The following is a 15,718-nucleotide window of genomic DNA, read 5'->3' on the forward strand; positions in this document are numbered from 1 at the left end:
ATCTTCCTTTTAAACTATTTAGTTAAATTTAGATATTATTATATCTTTTAAAGACTAAAATTAGGGATAATTTATGAAATTAGCAGTTTTTGATTTTGACTCAACACTTATGGATGGAGAAACTATAGATTTTCTTGCAGATGCCTATAATGTTGGGGAAGAAGTAAAAAAAATAACTGAAGAAGCTATGAGTGGAAGACTTGATTTTTTTGAATCACTTACTACTAGAGTATCTTTATTAAAAGGTATGCCTTATGATAAAGTTGTACAAATTTGTAATAACTTACCTTTGATGAATGGCTCATATGAGTTAATAACTGAATTAAAAAGAATGAACTATAAAGTAGTTTGTTTTAGCGGTGGTTTTAGATTAGGAACAACTCCTGCTAAAGTAAAATTAGGGCTTGATGCAGATTTTTCAAATATTTTACATGAAAAAGATGGCTTTTTAACAGGACTTGTTGGTGGAGATATGATGTTCTCATACTCAAAAGGAGATATGATAGAAAGATTACAATCTCTTTTACAAATAAGTAAAGCAGATACTTTAGTTTGTGGAGATGGTGCAAATGATTTGAGTATGTTTGCAAAAGCTGATACAAGAGTGGCTTTTTGTGCAAAAGAGATACTTAAGAAAGAGGCAAATATTGTAGTTGATACAAAAGATTTGACAAAAATTTTAGATTATATAAAGGCTTGATTTATGGGATTAAAAGAAGATATAAACTATTCACTTTGGTGTGATTTTATTGAGAGAGATTTTTTAGAAAATAGATTTCAAGAGATAATAAAAGATGGAATTATCCACGGAGCAACTTCAAATCCAGCAATTTTTGAATCATCAATTACTAGTTCTGTTGCTTACAAACAACAACTTGATATGCTTCAAGCAAATAATGAAAAAACAATCTATGAAGAGTTAGCTTTAACAGATATCAAAAGAGCAGCTTTTTTATTGGACAATCTAAATAAAAAAAATAGTGATGATGGTTTCATCTCTATTGAAGTTGATCCACTTTTGTGTGATGATGCTTCAGCAACTATTGATGAGGGTATAAGATTATACCAATCAATCAATGCTGATAATGTAATGATAAAAGTTCCAGCAACACAAGCTGGATATATTGCTATGAGAGAGTTAAGTTCAAGAGGAATACATGTGAATGCAACTTTGATTTTTTCTCCAGAACAAGCAATTAACTGTGCAAAAGCTTTAGATGAAGGAATAAAAGATTCAAACAAAGATACAAAAGCTGTAATTTCAGTATTTGTTTCAAGATTTGATAGATTAATGGATAAAGAGTTAAGCCAAAAAGGTTTACAAACTTCAAAACTTGGTATTATGAATGCCATAAAATGCTATCACGAAGTAAATAAGTTTGAAAATTCAAATATTAGAACACTTTTTGCAAGTACAGGTGTAAAAGGTAATGAATTAAATCCAAGTTATTATATAGATAACTTAATTTATCCAAACTCTGTAAATACTGCACCTCTAGCAACTATTGAAGATTGGGTAAAAGATGGTAAAAAAGAAGCATCACCAAGTGTAAGTGAAGTAGAATGTGATAAATATTTTGAAACCTTAAAGAAAGAAAATATTGATATGAAAAAAGTCTATGAAAAACTTTTGGAAGATGGTTTAGAAGCATTCAAAATCTCTTTTAGAGATTTGTTGTCAAAACTTAAACACTAATTAAGTTACAGTGGATAAAATTTATCCATTAGATAAGATATAAAGGTAAAAAAATGAAAAATTGGACACCAAATAGTTGGCGAGATTTCCCTATAAAACAACAACCAACTTATAATGATTTAGAAGCTTTAAAACAAGTAGAAAAAGAGATAGCTTCATATCCTCCATTGATTTTTGCAGGTGAAGCTCTAAACTTGAAAAAACAACTAGCAAAAGTTGTAAATGGTGAAGCTTTTTTACTTCAAGGTGGAGATTGTGCAGAAAGTTTCAATGCTTTTAATGCTACAAATATAAAAGATTTATTTAAAGTTATTATGCAAATGGCAGTTGTTCTTACTTTCTCAGGTGGTTGTCCTGTTGTAAAAGTTGGACGAGTTGCTGGGCAATTTGCAAAACCTAGAAGTTCTGATTTTGAAGATATAAATGGTATAAGTCTTCCATCTTATAGAGGAGATATTATAAATGATATCGATTTTACAAGTAGTGCAAGAGAACCTGATGCTCAAAAACTTATAAAAGCATATAACCAAAGTGCAGCAACTATGAACCTTTTAAGAGCATTTGCAAGAGGTGGAATGGCTGATTTAAATCAAGTGCATTTATGGAATTTAGATTTCGTAAAAGATAATACTTTAGGTTCAAAATATGAAGAACTTGCAGATAAAATATCTCAAAGTTTGGCATTTATGAAAGCCTGTGGAATAACAAGTGAAAATACTCCACAATTAAATCAAACTACACTGTTTACATCTCATGAAGCACTTTTGCTAAACTATGAAGAATCACTTACTAGAAGAGATTCTATAACAAAAGATTGGTTTAACTGTTCGGCACATATGCTTTGGATTGGAGATAGAACAAGAGAGCTTGATGGAGCTCATTTAGAGTATTTTAGAGGTATAAAAAATCCTATTGGTTGTAAAGTTGGTCCATCTATGAAAGAAGATGAATTAATAAGATTAATAGATGCATTAAATCCTGAAAATGAAGCTGGAAGATTGAATTTAATTGTAAGAATGGGAGCAGAAAAAATAGCTGATCATTTCCCAAAACTACTAAAAAAAGTTGAAGATGAAGGTAAAAAAGTTCTTTGGTCAAGTGATCCAATGCATGGAAATACAATAAAGGCAGAGAATGGTTATAAAACTAGAGATTTTGAATCAATATTGAGTGAAGTAAAACAATTTTTCCAAATTCATAAGGCTCAAGGTTCTTATGCTGGAGGTATTCATCTTGAGATGACAGGACAAAATGTTACAGAGTGTACAGGAAGTAAATCAGCTGCTATTACTCAAGCAGGTTTAGCTGATAGATACCATACTCAATGTGACCCAAGATTAAATGCTGACCAAGCTTTGGAATTAGCATTTATGATAGCTGATACTTTAAAAGAGGCTAGAAAATAATTAGTAAAAGGATAGTTTTCCTTTTATACAACATAAATATTTGTAAACTTTATTATTAAAAAATAATTTAAGGAATAAATATGACATTATTGGTTCTTTTTATAGTTTTGTGTATTTTTATAGTTATAATATTTTATCTTTTAAGTTTAGATAAGCTAGTAAAATTAATAAGAGATGAAAATAATGGTATCACTATTATTCATCGAGCTTGGGTTTGGACACAACTCATTCCAATTTGGTCTGTGGTAGCTATAATCGTATATCATATTAAGATGCTAGAAGCTACAAAAGTTTTAGAGTTAGAGTTGAATTTACCAAAAAATACTATAAAATACCCAGAAATTATAGGTTGGGTTTTTGCCTTAGCATTTTTGTATAGTTGGATACCAGTTATTGGTGCAATTGTTGGATGTTCTGTATGGATTATTTATTGGGTAAGAATAATTTTAACATCAAAACAAATATATAATTTGAAAAATTAAAACACATAAAAACTAGAAAGATTTTTCTTTCTAGTTTTTATAAAAAAATCTTTTTATACTCTTCTTCATCCCAAGCAACTATAAGCTTATCACCATATTCAATAACTGGTCTTTTAAAAATCATAGGTTCTTTACAAAGCCATTCATATTTTCTATTTTCATCTAAATTTAACTCTTTTAAATTTAGAGTTTTATATTTTGTACCTTTACTATTAAAAAGGATATTTATATCAACTTTTTTTATCCAATTTTTTATTTGAGAAGTTGTTGGTGATTTTTGTTTAAAATCAAAAAATTCAACTTCGATATTGTTATCTTTAAAGAATTTTAAAGCATTTCTTACACTTCCACAAGTTTTTATACCATAAACTGTAATCACAATAATTTTCCTATTCAATAATTTTTGGAACTATAAAATACCCATTTTCACTTTTTGGAGCATGATTCAAAATATGATTTGATAGTTCTAAATTTTGAGATGAAATATCTTCTCTTAAAGGTGTTCCCCCACTTACTGTACTGAATGTTGCTTCAATGTTTGATACATCAATATCATTTAAGTTTTCAACAAAATCTAGCATTTGAGAGATATCATTTTTCATTTTATCTTTTTTTGATTCATCAAGTTTTAGGCTTGAAAGTTTTTCTAATTTTGCTATTAGTTTATCATCAACTATTGTCATCTTCAAATTTCCTTCAAATTTTAGTTTTTTATTTTATCAAAAAAGAGATTATTTACTTCTTTTAGTATAAAACTCTTTTTTAAACTCTTCCCAATTATCTATTAATATAGCTTCTCTTGCTTTTCTCATAAGATCTAAATAGTAGTGAATATTATGAATAGAAGCTAATCTAAAATATGTTATTTCACCAGCTCTTAAAAGGTGGTTTAGATATGCTCTAGTAAAATTTTTACAAGTGTAACATTCACAACATGCGTCTATTGGTTTATCATCTTCTTTAAATTGGGCTTTTTTGATATTTAGTTTTCCAAAAGTTGTAAATAATGTACCATTTCTTGCATTTCTTGTGGGCATAACACAATCAAACATATCAACACCTCGTTCGATATTTTCTATCAAATCTTCAGGTGTTCCAACGCCCATTAAATATCTAGGTTTCTCTTTTGGCATAAATTGAGTAGTCCACTCAACCGTGTCATACATATCTTGGTTTGGTTCGCCAACACTAAGTCCACCAATAGCAAAACCATCAAAATCACTCATATCACAAAGTTGTTGGGCACTTAGTTTTCTAAACTCTTTACTAGTTCCACCTTGGATAATTGCAAAGATATTTTGATGTGTTCCAATACCTTTTGATTTTTGTTCCATATGATAATCTATTGCTTCTTTTGCCCATTTTGTAGTTCGTTCAATAGATTTTTTGATTCTTTCATCTGTATTTGGAAGGGCAACTAAATCATCTAAAATCATCATAATATCGCTATTTAATTCATATTGAGTATCCAAAACACTTTTAGGTGTAAAGTAGTGTTTACTTCCATCAATATGAGATTTAAACATTATCCCATTTTCATCTGGCTTTGAGTTATCACTTAAAGAAAATGCTTGAAATCCACCACTATCTGTTAAAAATGAGTTTGGAAATTTTGAAAAACCGTGAAGCCCACCAAACTTTTTTATAAGTTTGCTTGTTGGTCTTAAATACAAGTGATAAGTATTTCCTAAAATGATTTTTGCTCCGAGTTCTAACATATCATTTGCATCAAGTGCTTTTACTGTTCCTTGAGTTCCAACAGGCATAAAAACAGGAGTTAAAATAGTACTATGAGCTGTTTTTATCGTACAAGCTCTTGCCCCTTGTGAAGTTGCGTCAATTTGAAATTCCATAAATTAAATAAACCTTTTTTTTAAATAAGATTGTAGTTTATCTAAAATCTACTATTAAACTTTTTAAGATATAATTTTGCCTATGAAAAAAATATTAATTATACTTGATGGAATTATTGCAAAGAAGTTATTACAGAGAATTGTTGAAGCAAATACGGGTGATAATAGCTACGATGTAGTTTATATGAATGATATTATTTTACCATCACAAAAGCCTTCAAATTTCACATTTTATAAGTTTGATCCAACTTCAAATTCAAAACTTTCAATGGTTTTAGAAAAAAATATTCACATAGAAGTTTTGATGGCACTTAACTCAAAAGATGAGATGTTAAGTGTGATAAAGAATCTTAGAGATTATAAAAAAAATCTTCAAATAACAGTTTTAGATTATTGGGGAATAAAAATAGATGACCCATATTTGAATATATATAGAGGAATCGAAGTTTTAGCAAATGGAATGGTTGAAAGATTGCCAAATGTTCCAGTTTTAGCCCAAAATATTGGGCTTAAACAAGGTGAAATAATGGAAATAAAAATTCCATTTGGAAGCTCTTATGCTTATCGTTCTATTGATTCAATAGAGCAAAAACAGTGGAAAATCTTTGGAGTTTATAGAAATCAAAAAATGATAGAGATAAAACCATTTTTGATTTTAAAACCAAATGATTTAATCTTAGTTATTGGAAAACCTAGTATTTTGATGAATATTTATAATGCCATAGGGAAAACAACAGGACAATTTCCTATGCCATTTGGAAGCAAAATTTATCTATATTTAGATTTATATTTAGAAAATGAAAAGAGTGTAAAAAAGGCTATTGATGAAGCTAAGTTTATGAATAATAGACTCAAAAACTCTTTACTTATTATAAAAGTTACACGCCCAACTACTGTTAAAATAATGGAAACAATAAAAGAAGAAGTAAAATATTTTCCTACAATTATTTTAGAAATTGATTACTCAAATAAAGGTTTTATTCAAATCATTAAAGAGGATAGAAGAAAATACAATATTGGTCTGTTAATGCTTACTATGGCTATGTTTAAAAATAAAGAAAATATTAGGTTTTTACTTGATTTAAAAATACCTATTTTTAAATTTGGAAAAGAGAGTTTAAAAGCTGTAAAAAGTGTAGTTGTAGTTTTAAACGAAAGTGGCTCTTATGAACAAATTTCTCCTGTTGTTTTTGATGTTGCAACACAACTAAAGATAAAAACAAAAATTTTAGATTTTGATCCAATTGGTGAAAAAGATGCTCAATCAAATCTTATAAATCACTTTGAGAGTCTTGCAAAAATTTTTAATGAGAAACTAGAAATTATAAGAGGTTCTGAAAATCCAATAAGAGAATTGAAAAAACAAAAAGATATTTTGCAGATTTTACCTTTAAAACAAAAGATGTTTAGAAATCGCTCTTTTATTAAATTTTTCTATACAAATAGTGATTTAGTAGCATTTGATATGAATAAATTTAATCAAATTTTAGTTCCAGTATCTGAAGATTAAAAAAAGGAATTTTATGACAAATGAAGAGCTTTTTCAAGCTAGAACAAATCCAGATTTTTTAAAATATTTGGAAGAAGCAAGACTTAACTCTATAAAATCAAAAAATATAGCTTTGATGTATGAAACACTTGATTCTATGTTAGTTTTAGATTTAGATGAGGACAAAGTAAATGAACTTTATCAAACTATTTTAAAAACAGCTTTTGACAATGTTGAAAAAATCATAGAAAAAAAAGTTAAGTTAAGTTTAGAAGAAGATAACTTTTTTTATACAAGAGCTTTATATGAACATGCAATTGAAAAATGGACGAACGAAAATTTAAAAGGTGCAAAAGATTTATTTTTCGTGATTTCTAATATTACTGATGATGAGATTTTACAAAAATCTTTAAATGTTCTATTGATTTTTTTATCAAAAGATACAGATTTTGACACTTTTTATGATAAATATGTTTTTAGTGATTCAACAATAGAAGATGAAAAATATGGTTATTTTATTACAAGTTTTAATTTTGATAAAGATGATTTTTTAAAGCAAAATAGTGAAATTCTAGAACAAGAGTATAAAAATTTACAATATCTAATAATGGAGAAAAAATAGTGAGAGTTCATTTTATAGGAATAGGTGGAATAGGGCTTTCAGCACTAGCAAGATTTTTAAATTTTGATGGACACAATGTAAGTGGGAGTGATATGAAAAGTTCAGCTATCACAAAAGATTTAGAAAAAGAGGGAATAAAAGTATCTTGCCCTCAAGATGCTACAAATATTAGTGAAGATTTAGATTTAGTTATATATTCGGCTGCTGTTACAGATGAAAATCCAGAATTAATAGAAGCTAGACTTAAACAAATAAGAACTTTATCGAGAAAAGAAGCACTTCCTATAATTTTAGGAGATAAGAAAAACTATTGCGTTGCAGGAGCTCATGGTAAATCTACAACAACAGCTATTTTAGCAACTATCTTACAAAGTAGTGCATTAATAGGAGCAATTTCAAAAGAGTTTGGTTCAAACTTTAGATATGTAGATAAAGTTGTAGCTTTTGAAGCAGATGAAAGTGATGCTTCTTTTTTACTTTCAAATCCATATTGTGCGATAGTTACAAATGCAGAACCTGAACATATGGAGTACTATCACTATGATTATGAAAAATTTTATGAGTCTTATGAAACATTTTTAAGTTTGGCAAAAAAAAGAGTTGTAAATGCCGAAGATAAAGATATACAAAAACTAAAAATTGAAGATGCAATATATCTGTATCCATCAAAAGATATAAAAAACCTTTGTTACACTATAAAAGATGGGCAACCTTGCACAAAATTTACTCTAAAAGATTATGGAGAGTTTGAAGTTTGGGGATTTGGTTTTCATATAGCTTTAAATGCCTCTTTAGCAATACTTGCTGCACTTAATGAGCTTGATATTGAAACAATTAGAGAAAATCTTTTAAATTATAAAGGAATCAAAAAGAGATTTGATATTGTTCAATCAAATGATAAATTTGTAGTAATAGATGACTATGCACATCATCCAACAGAGATAGAAGCGACTATGAAATCAATAGAATTGTATGATAATCTTACAAACTTTAATAATAGAATAGTTCTTTGGCAACCACATAAATATTCAAGAACTTCTGATAATTTAGAAGGATTTAAAAAGTGTTTTAGAAGATGTGATGAACTTATCATTTTACCACTTTGGACAGTTGCAGGAGAGAAAAAAATAGATATAGATTTTGAAAAAGAGTTCGCAGCTTATAATCCTATATTTGCTGATAGAGTTGTAGCTTATGAAGGAAAAATAGAACTTATAAAAGATGATAAAATCATCAAAACTTATTATGAAGGAATCTTTTTAGGAGTAGGTGCAGGAGATATAACTTATCAGTTGAGGTATTAATATAAATAAAAGTGGCAGTAAAATTTATTTTACTACTACTTTTCCATCTTTTATCTCAATTTTTCCTAATAATTCATATTCAAAAACTTTATCACTATACTTAAAAACAGCTTCATTGTATGCAGGATTTGTTTTACAATAATCTAAAAAATCATCTTTTACTTCATCTTTTTGAATAGACCCAAATTGTGATACAAAAGCATCAATATCATAAATAGCTTTTGCTTTACCTTTTGCTAAAAGTTGATTTGTCCCTTCACTTTCTCCAATTCTATGAGGAAGAACATAAATATCCTTATTCATTTTTATTGCATATTCAATACTTCTCATACTTCCTGATTTTAAATCAGCATATGCAACTATTAAAATATCAGATAATGCAACTATAATTTCATTTCTTATAGCAAAATTTCTTGGTAATGAAGGAGTGTTTTGCCTAAATTGACTTAAAACCAATCCTTGCTGTTCAATATCATAAATCATTTTTTTATTTATAGCTGGATAGCGAATATCAAGCCCTGTTCCACTTACCATAATAGTATTATTAAATCCAGCAGATTTATGAGCAATAGTATCTATTCCTATTGCTCCACCACTTACGATTACATTTCCAGATTGAGATAATAAACTTACAATTTTTTGTGTCATATTTGCAGAATATTGGCTTGGATTCCTACTTCCTATTACACCAATTTTTTTTCTTTTTAGTAGTTCTAAATTTCCTATATAAAATAAATCTTTTGGATATTTACTCATTATCTTGAGTTCTGGAATTGGAACTTCAATATGATTTATCATAAAAAAACTCAAAGATAAGGAAGTTGATTTACATAGATTAATTCAACTTCATTTAATAGATTTTTAGACTCTTTTAAAACTTTAAGTGTAATATCATAAGGATGTCCAATTGCTATTGCATAACCATTCTTTTTAGCTATATTTATGGCTGATTTTAGTTGTTTTTTAACAGATACAAAATCTCTATCATTATCCAAAAAAACATCTCTTACGATATAAGGCATTTTATATTTAATTGATAACTCTTTTGCAGTAGAATTTGGAGAAGTCTTACTATCTACAAATATAAAATTATATTTTTTTAAAGCACGAAATAGTTTATCCATAGCTTCGTAATTTTGGGTAAATACTGAACCTGTGTGGTTATTTGTATAAATTGCATTTGGATACCACTCTCTCAATTTTTTTACTCTTTTTTCTATTGTTTCGTAAGAGTCAGTTATATTTAATGTATTTTCCTCAAAATTTTTAAATCCGCTTGAGGCTTGTAGTGGAAAATGTATCATATAAAAGGGTAAATTTTTTGCAATTTTAGCAGATTCAGGATGCCCTTTTGTTGGAGGTAAAAAAGCCATTGTTACGGGATAACCTAAATTTATGATTTTATCTTTTTGGGTTTTTGTTACCACATCATCTATTACTATTGCTAATTTTGGTTTAGATTTTGAATCATATTTAAATGAATCTTTTTTTGTTATAAGTGATTTTTTATCTTCTTTTTTTTGTTTTGGATCTTCAATAATTTCGTCTTTTATTTCAGAAACTGGTTCTTCTTTGATTTCAATATTTTTATTATCTTCTTGTGTGATTTTTTTAGGTTCTTCTTTTTCTATCTCTTCAACTTTCTTAAATACATCATCTTTTATATCTTTTTTTAGATTTTCTTCATAAGCTTCTTTTTCATCTAATTTTTTTATAGTATCTATTAAAATATCTTTTTTAGAAGAGTTTATATTTGATAAAACTTCTTCCATCACTTCTTCATTTGTATATAATTTTTTTTCTTTTAAAATATTGTCACTTTTTTCAATTTTTATATTTTTGATATCTTTATCAAAAAGGAAGTAAGTAACTGCTAAAAATGATAAAATGATTAGTAGTACAATGATAATATTTTTAGCTAAGTTTTTTTTTCTTAAAGCTTTTTTTACTGGGGATATTTTTCGTTTTTTTCTAGTTTTTTTAGTCATAAATAAAAAAGATATTTCAAGAGCAAAAGCTCTTAAAATAATTAGTTAGTTTCTTGATTAACTATTTTTTTAGATGCAATCCAAGGCATCATATTTCTTAATTTAACACCAGTTTGCTCTAATAATGAAGCTCTTGTATATGCTCTTTCAGCATTCATTCTTGGATAACCTGATTGACCTTCTAAAATGAAATCTTTAGCAAATACACCATTTTGAATCTCTTTTAAGATTTGTCTCATAGCTTTTTTAGACTCATCATTGATAACTCTAGGACCACTTACATAATCCCCATATTCAGCAGTATTTGAAATAGAGTATCTCATATCTGCAATTCCACCTTCATACATTAAATCAACGATTAATTTCAATTCATGTAAACACTCAAAATATGCCATTTCTGGTTCATATCCAGCTTCTGTTAATACTTCAAATCCAGCTTGAACAAGTGCTGTTGCTCCACCACAAAGAACAGCTTGTTCTCCAAAAAGGTCAGTTTCTGTTTCATCTTTGAAAGTTGTTTCGATAATTCCTGTTCTTCCACCACCAATTGCACTTGCATATGCTAAAGCAACAGCTTTTGTATCACCACTTGCATCTTGATGAACAGCAATTAAATCTGGAATTCCTCCACCTTTTGTAAATTCACTTCTTACAGTATGTCCTGGAGCTTTTGGAGCAATCATCATAACATTTGTTTTTGAGCAAGGAATAATTCTTTTATAATGAATGTTAAACCCATGACCAAATGCTAAATAAGCACCATCTTTTAAATTTGGTTTGATTTCATTTGCATAAATGTCAGCTTGATTTTCATCTGGTAAAAGAATCATAACTACATCAGCAATTTTTGTAGCCTCAGCTACTGTTAAAACTTTGAAACCTTTAGCTTCAGCTTTTTTCCAAGAGCTTCCATCTTTTCTTAAACCAACAACAACTTCAACACCACTATCTCTTAAATTTTCAGCGTGAGCGTGTCCTTGTGAACCAAAACCTATCATTGCAACTTTTTTTGATTTGATTAACTCGATATTACAATCTTTGTCATAGAATACATTTATTGCCATTTTTTATCCTCTGTTTTTAAAAAAATTTAGTAATATTATACAAAAAGCTAACTAAATATAAGATTTAAACCACTACAATATAGTTAAATATAAAAAGGATATAAAATTGTTAAAAGAGTTATTTATAAAAATTCAAAAAAATATAAAAGATTTTTCAAATAGTGAAAAAAAAGAGTTAGAAAAATTTATAAAAGATGAAATTGTAATACAAATAGATGAAAATTATGAGATAAATTCAAAATACAAAATAGCAACTTTAAAAATAGAAAAAAACTTTGCTATATTGGAAGATTTGCTAACACCACTTAAAAATATAAAAATTGAATTAGATGAATTAAATGGAGCATTTAATAATGATTTAGTTTTAGCAAAAAGAGTTTTTAATCCAAGAAGTAAAACAAAAGCAAAAATTATAAAGGTAATTGATGGAAAAAAAGCTGAACTTTTGGTATATATTAATGATAAAAAGTTTTATACACTAAAAGAACATATAGAGTTAAAAAGTAATAAATCTACAAAATACCAAGAAAATGATGTTTTGATTATTGACAATAAAGATTTTGAAGAGATTAAATTTATTGGAAATTTAAATGAACCAAAAATAGATGAATTTATATCTTTATACTTAAATGGTGAAACTTATAGAGATGAGATAAAAATTGAACCAGAATCTTCAATGAATGATGAAAAACAAAGAGTTGATTTAAGAAATTTACCATTTTGTACTATTGATCCAAATAGTGCAAAAGATCATGATGATGCAATATATTATGATGAAAAAAGCCAAATATTATATGTAGCAATAGCAGATGTTTCATTTTTTGTAAAAGAGAATAGTGAACTTGACAACTTGGCATATAAAAAATCGTCAACTATATATTTGCCTTCAAGAACTTTACCTATGCTTCCTGCTATTTTAAGCGAAAATCTTTGTTCATTAAAAGAGCAAGAAGAACGATATGCTTTTGTATTTAAACTGGAATTAGATTTAAAAACTTTGAGTGTTAAAAAATCTGAACTTTTTGAAGCTGTTATCAAATCACATAGGAATTTTTCTTATGGTAGAATAGACAGAGTTATTGATGGGTATTTTGATACTTATACAAGCTTAGAAAAAGATATTTTTGATTATTTACTTCCTCTTTATGAAGTTACAAAAAAACTTAGAGCAAAAAGACTAAAAAAAGGTTTTGATTTTAGAACTCAAGAAAATAGACTTAAACTTAAAAATCATCTTTTACAGAGTATAGAAGTTGAAACTTCAACTGCTTCTCATCAGTTAGTAGAAGAGTGTATGTTATTGGCAAATATTGAAGCTAGTAAGAAAGTTGGAAATATTGGAATTTTTAGAATTCATGAAGAACCATCTTTTAAAAATATTTCAAAATTAATTGATGATGTAAATATTTTGGGAGTTAAAGCAAAATTACAAGATAGTGTAAATAGTACAATTACACATATCCAAGAAGAGGCAAAAAAAGCACTTTTAAGTAGTGAAATAGATGAACTGATAATTCAAAGCTTAACTCAAGCAAAATATAGTTCAAAAAATTTAGGGCATTTTGGTTTAGGATTTTCTTCATATTCTCATTTCACAAGTCCTATAAGAAGATACTCTGATTTGGTTTTACATCGTATGTTAAAAACAAAACAAATACCAAAAGATATAGATGATATTTGTTTACATATATCAAATCAAGAAAGAAAAATAGATACTATTGTATGGGATTTTGAAGATAGAAAATATGCAAGATGGGCGAAAAATAATATTGGAACGGAGTTAAAAGTAAAAGTTGTTGATATTCAAAGAGCTAAAGCTGTTTGTTATGATAAAATGGTTGGATTAAAAGTTGTTTTGGAAAATTATAAAGCACAAAAACTATTCTCAAAAGTAAAAGTAAGAATAGTTTCTGTAAATATAGCAACTAAAATTATAGTTGCTACAATATTATAAATGTACGCATTTATTTAAAGAAGCTAAATATGGTTCAACTTGTTCGCTTGTAACATATTGACCAATTAGTTTTTCTTTTTCATTTACGAAAATTGGAGCAACCAAGTTTATAATTGAATGCTCTACAGGATCTTGAGAAACAACTATAAAATAAGTTTCGAAATCATCTTTTGAACTGATTTTTAATTTTTCTAAACTAGATTTATCTATAACAAAATCAAATGATACTTTATTTAATGCTTTGATATTTATAACAGATATTTTAGTATCTTTATCTAATTTTAAAAATGAGAAAAACTCATCAACTTTTTCGATTTCTAAACTTGAATTATTTTCAAAACCTAGTATAGGAAGAACTATTTTGTACATTAAAAACCCCTTAATTAAAAAATAATAAAATTATAATAAAAGAAAACTTAGGATAATATTTTACTTATGTATAAAAATGAATTCGATAAATATTTACAACAAAATAAAAAGTTTAATGCTTATATGTTTTATGGGCAATCTACGTTTTTAATAGAACAATACTCTTCTTTAATTGCAAAAATAGTTGCTTGTGATGATGAGATAGAAAAATTGTATTTTGAAGAGTACAATTTTAAGTATGCTAAAGATAGGCTTTTACAATCATCACTATTTGCTCCAAATAATGTAATGTTAATAAAAGTTGAGAAGAAAATACCTAAAAAAGAGTTAGATACTTTGATTGAAGCTTGTAACATAAATAAAGATAGTACTTTGATACTTGCTTGCATGGGTGATACAGATTTTAAATCTATGGAAACAAGTTTTAGTTTAAAAAATAATGCTTGTGCTGTTAGATTTTTTTCTTTGAATAATAATGAAGCAATAGGTTTTTTGCAAAATGAAGCAAAAAGATTGAAAATTGATTATGAAGATAGTGCTTTAAGTCATTTATATTTTATGCACAGGCAAGATTTGAGTTTGGCTTCAAATGATTTGAATAAGCTTGCTATTTTAAATGAAAAAATAAGTATTAAAACTATTGATTTACACTGTTTTGGTGTTGGAACTGTAAATTTTGATGATTTTTTACAAAATCTACTTAATTTTAAGGATATAAGTGAAGATATAAAAAGTTTGTTGGAAGAGGGGATGAATGAGATTTTCATATTAAATCAAATTGCATCTTTTATTCAACAACTATTTATGATTAGTTCTCATGCAAGAATTTATGCTGTCGCAAATCCTATTGAAATTTTAGGATACAATCCACCAAAACATATTTGGGAAAGTAAATCAAAATTAGCAATAAATATAAAACCGAAACAATTTTTAAAGATGTTAGAGTTTATTTTAAATCTTGAATTAGAGATGAAAACATCAAAAATAGATAATATAAATCTATATCTACAAGCGAGTTTAAGAAAATTTATAGTTTTGTTTAGATAAAATCACAAACTTTACAAAAAAATTAATCCTTGCTGATAGACTAGGAAATGTAAAGAAAATCGGCACAATCTATAAGGAGAACAAATGTCAAAATTAAAACATTATGAAACAATGTTTATTTTAAAGCCTACATTAACTGAAGAAGAGACTGTAGCACAACTTGAAGGTATTAAAGCACTATTTGAAAAAAATGGAGCGGAAATTGTTGCAACTGAAAATATTGGAATTAAAGAGTTAGCATACGAAATTGAAAAATGTAAAAGAGGTTACTATTTTGTAGCTTATTTTAAAGCACCAGCTGCTTCACTTGCTGAAATTGAAAGAAATTATAGAAATAATGAGCAATTAATAAGATTTATTTTTATAAAATATGAGTCTAAAAAAGAAGTTACTTCTTGGACAAAAATGAGTGAAGAAGCTATAAAAAGAGCTGCTAAGTAATAC

17 protein-coding genes are annotated in these 15,718 nt (G+C 27.1%); 10 read left to right on the plus strand and 7 right to left on the minus strand.

Translation table 11 applies throughout. The features are described from left to right. Window positions 1–73 precede the first annotated feature (73 nt). From serB to CRU91_RS00765, 4 genes are all read left to right on the plus strand, one after another. Complete coding sequence (gene serB, locus CRU91_RS00750; RefSeq protein ID WP_113892413.1) at window positions 74–700, plus strand: phosphoserine phosphatase SerB; 627 nt, start codon at window positions 74–76, stop codon at window positions 698–700. A gap of 3 nt (window positions 701–703) precedes the next feature. Beyond that, window positions 704–1,696 carry a transaldolase gene (locus CRU91_RS00755; RefSeq protein WP_113892415.1) on the plus strand — a complete coding sequence of 331 codons (993 nt, stop codon included), beginning with the start codon at window positions 704–706 and terminating at the stop codon, window positions 1,694–1,696. Between the two features lie 53 nt (window positions 1,697–1,749). Next, a complete protein-coding gene (locus tag CRU91_RS00760) occupies window positions 1,750–3,102 on the plus strand; it encodes a class II 3-deoxy-7-phosphoheptulonate synthase (RefSeq protein WP_113892418.1) in 1,353 nt (450 codons plus the stop codon). An 80-nt stretch (window positions 3,103–3,182) separates the two neighbouring features. Then, complete coding sequence (locus CRU91_RS00765) at window positions 3,183–3,584, plus strand: hypothetical protein (protein WP_113892420.1); 402 nt, start codon at window positions 3,183–3,185, stop codon at window positions 3,582–3,584. A gap of 37 nt (window positions 3,585–3,621) precedes the next feature. On the opposite strand, the gene CRU91_RS00770 is transcribed toward CRU91_RS00765, so the two are convergent. From CRU91_RS00770 to tgt, 3 genes are read right to left on the minus strand one after another with little or no spacing between them, the layout of a single operon-like run. Then, window positions 3,622–3,963, minus strand: a complete 342-nt coding sequence (locus tag CRU91_RS00770) for an arsenate reductase family protein (protein ID WP_113892422.1) — start codon at window positions 3,961–3,963, stop codon at window positions 3,622–3,624. A 10-nt stretch (window positions 3,964–3,973) separates the two neighbouring features. Beyond that, entirely contained in the window at window positions 3,974–4,267 is a 294-nt protein-coding gene (gene gatC / locus CRU91_RS00775) for an Asp-tRNA(Asn)/Glu-tRNA(Gln) amidotransferase subunit GatC (protein ID WP_113892424.1), read from the minus strand. A 48-nt stretch (window positions 4,268–4,315) separates the two neighbouring features. Next, window positions 4,316–5,437 (minus strand): tRNA guanosine(34) transglycosylase Tgt, encoded by a 1,122-nt coding sequence (gene tgt / locus CRU91_RS00780; protein ID WP_113892426.1) that lies wholly within the window; start codon window positions 5,435–5,437, stop codon window positions 4,316–4,318. A gap of 82 nt (window positions 5,438–5,519) precedes the next feature. Between tgt and CRU91_RS00785 the strand changes: the two genes are divergently transcribed. The 3 genes from CRU91_RS00785 to murC are packed head-to-tail and all read left to right on the plus strand — an operon-like array spanning window position 5,520 to window position 8,852. Further along, on the plus strand, window positions 5,520–6,947 hold the full coding sequence (locus tag CRU91_RS00785) for a COG3400 family protein (protein WP_235826913.1): 1,428 nt from the start codon (window positions 5,520–5,522) through the stop codon (window positions 6,945–6,947). Between the two features lie 13 nt (window positions 6,948–6,960). Next, entirely contained in the window at window positions 6,961–7,548 is a 588-nt protein-coding gene (locus tag CRU91_RS00790) for a hypothetical protein (RefSeq protein ID WP_113892430.1), read from the plus strand. Next, window positions 7,548–8,852 (plus strand): UDP-N-acetylmuramate--L-alanine ligase, encoded by a 1,305-nt coding sequence (gene murC / locus CRU91_RS00795; protein WP_113892432.1) that lies wholly within the window; start codon window positions 7,548–7,550, stop codon window positions 8,850–8,852. Before CRU91_RS00790 ends, murC begins: the two co-directional genes overlap by 1 nt. 24 nt (window positions 8,853–8,876) lie before the next feature. Here murC and CRU91_RS00800 read toward each other — a convergent pair whose 3' ends face one another. The 3 genes from CRU91_RS00800 to ilvC are packed head-to-tail and all read right to left on the minus strand — an operon-like array spanning window position 8,877 to window position 11,904. Next, a complete protein-coding gene (locus tag CRU91_RS00800; protein WP_113892434.1) occupies window positions 8,877–9,650 on the minus strand; it encodes a DNA-processing protein DprA in 774 nt (257 codons plus the stop codon). A gap of 8 nt (window positions 9,651–9,658) precedes the next feature. Further along, window positions 9,659–10,840 carry a divergent polysaccharide deacetylase family protein gene (locus tag CRU91_RS00805; RefSeq protein WP_113892436.1) on the minus strand — a complete coding sequence of 394 codons (1,182 nt, stop codon included), beginning with the start codon at window positions 10,838–10,840 and terminating at the stop codon, window positions 9,659–9,661. 41 nt (window positions 10,841–10,881) lie between these two features. Continuing rightward, entirely contained in the window at window positions 10,882–11,904 is a 1,023-nt protein-coding gene (gene ilvC, locus CRU91_RS00810; protein ID WP_113892438.1) for a ketol-acid reductoisomerase, read from the minus strand. A gap of 106 nt (window positions 11,905–12,010) precedes the next feature. Between ilvC and CRU91_RS00815 the strand changes: the two genes are divergently transcribed. Next, window positions 12,011–13,858, plus strand: coding sequence for an RNB domain-containing ribonuclease (locus tag CRU91_RS00815; protein WP_113892440.1), 1,848 nt, complete (start codon window positions 12,011–12,013; stop codon window positions 13,856–13,858). On the opposite strand, the gene fliW is transcribed toward CRU91_RS00815, so the two are convergent. Continuing rightward, a complete protein-coding gene (fliW, locus tag CRU91_RS00820) occupies window positions 13,853–14,227 on the minus strand; it encodes a flagellar assembly protein FliW (protein WP_113892442.1) in 375 nt (124 codons plus the stop codon). The genes CRU91_RS00815 and fliW overlap by 6 nt on opposite strands. A gap of 66 nt (window positions 14,228–14,293) precedes the next feature. Between fliW and holA the strand changes: the two genes are divergently transcribed. Together holA and rpsF are read left to right on the plus strand one after the other, a co-directional pair. Continuing rightward, on the plus strand, window positions 14,294–15,274 hold the full coding sequence (holA, locus tag CRU91_RS00825; protein WP_113892444.1) for a DNA polymerase III subunit delta: 981 nt from the start codon (window positions 14,294–14,296) through the stop codon (window positions 15,272–15,274). 84 nt (window positions 15,275–15,358) lie between these two features. Continuing rightward, on the plus strand, window positions 15,359–15,715 hold the full coding sequence (gene rpsF, locus CRU91_RS00830; protein ID WP_113892446.1) for a 30S ribosomal protein S6: 357 nt from the start codon (window positions 15,359–15,361) through the stop codon (window positions 15,713–15,715). Window positions 15,716–15,718: the final 3 nt, after the last annotated feature.

This window comes from Aliarcobacter vitoriensis (genome assembly GCF_003316695.1).
Classification (GTDB): domain Bacteria; phylum Campylobacterota; class Campylobacteria; order Campylobacterales; family Arcobacteraceae; genus Aliarcobacter; species Aliarcobacter vitoriensis.

Excerpts from the sequence above, each read along its gene's own strand:
- serB (WP_113892413.1), top strand. The coding sequence starts at position 74 with ATGAAATTAGCAGTTTTTGATTTTGACTCAACACTTATGGATGGAGAA.
- CRU91_RS00755 (WP_113892415.1), top strand. The coding sequence starts at position 704 with ATGGGATTAAAAGAAGATATAAACTATTCACTTTGGTGTGATTTTATT.
- CRU91_RS00760 (WP_113892418.1), top strand. The coding sequence starts at position 1,750 with ATGAAAAATTGGACACCAAATAGTTGGCGAGATTTCCCTATAAAACAA.
- CRU91_RS00765 (WP_113892420.1), top strand. The coding sequence starts at position 3,183 with ATGACATTATTGGTTCTTTTTATAGTTTTGTGTATTTTTATAGTTATA.
- gatC (WP_113892424.1), bottom strand. The coding sequence starts at position 4,267 with ATGACAATAGTTGATGATAAACTAATAGCAAAATTAGAAAAACTTTCA.
- tgt (WP_113892426.1), bottom strand. The coding sequence starts at position 5,437 with ATGGAATTTCAAATTGACGCAACTTCACAAGGGGCAAGAGCTTGTACG.
- CRU91_RS00785 (WP_235826913.1), top strand. The coding sequence starts at position 5,520 with ATGAAAAAAATATTAATTATACTTGATGGAATTATTGCAAAGAAGTTA.
- CRU91_RS00790 (WP_113892430.1), top strand. The coding sequence starts at position 6,961 with ATGACAAATGAAGAGCTTTTTCAAGCTAGAACAAATCCAGATTTTTTA.
- CRU91_RS00800 (WP_113892434.1), bottom strand. The coding sequence starts at position 9,650 with ATGATAAATCATATTGAAGTTCCAATTCCAGAACTCAAGATAATGAGT.
- CRU91_RS00805 (WP_113892436.1), bottom strand. The coding sequence starts at position 10,840 with ATGACTAAAAAAACTAGAAAAAAACGAAAAATATCCCCAGTAAAAAAA.
- ilvC (WP_113892438.1), bottom strand. The coding sequence starts at position 11,904 with ATGGCAATAAATGTATTCTATGACAAAGATTGTAATATCGAGTTAATC.
- fliW (WP_113892442.1), bottom strand. The coding sequence starts at position 14,227 with ATGTACAAAATAGTTCTTCCTATACTAGGTTTTGAAAATAATTCAAGT.
- holA (WP_113892444.1), top strand. The coding sequence starts at position 14,294 with ATGTATAAAAATGAATTCGATAAATATTTACAACAAAATAAAAAGTTT.
- rpsF (WP_113892446.1), top strand. The coding sequence starts at position 15,359 with ATGTCAAAATTAAAACATTATGAAACAATGTTTATTTTAAAGCCTACA.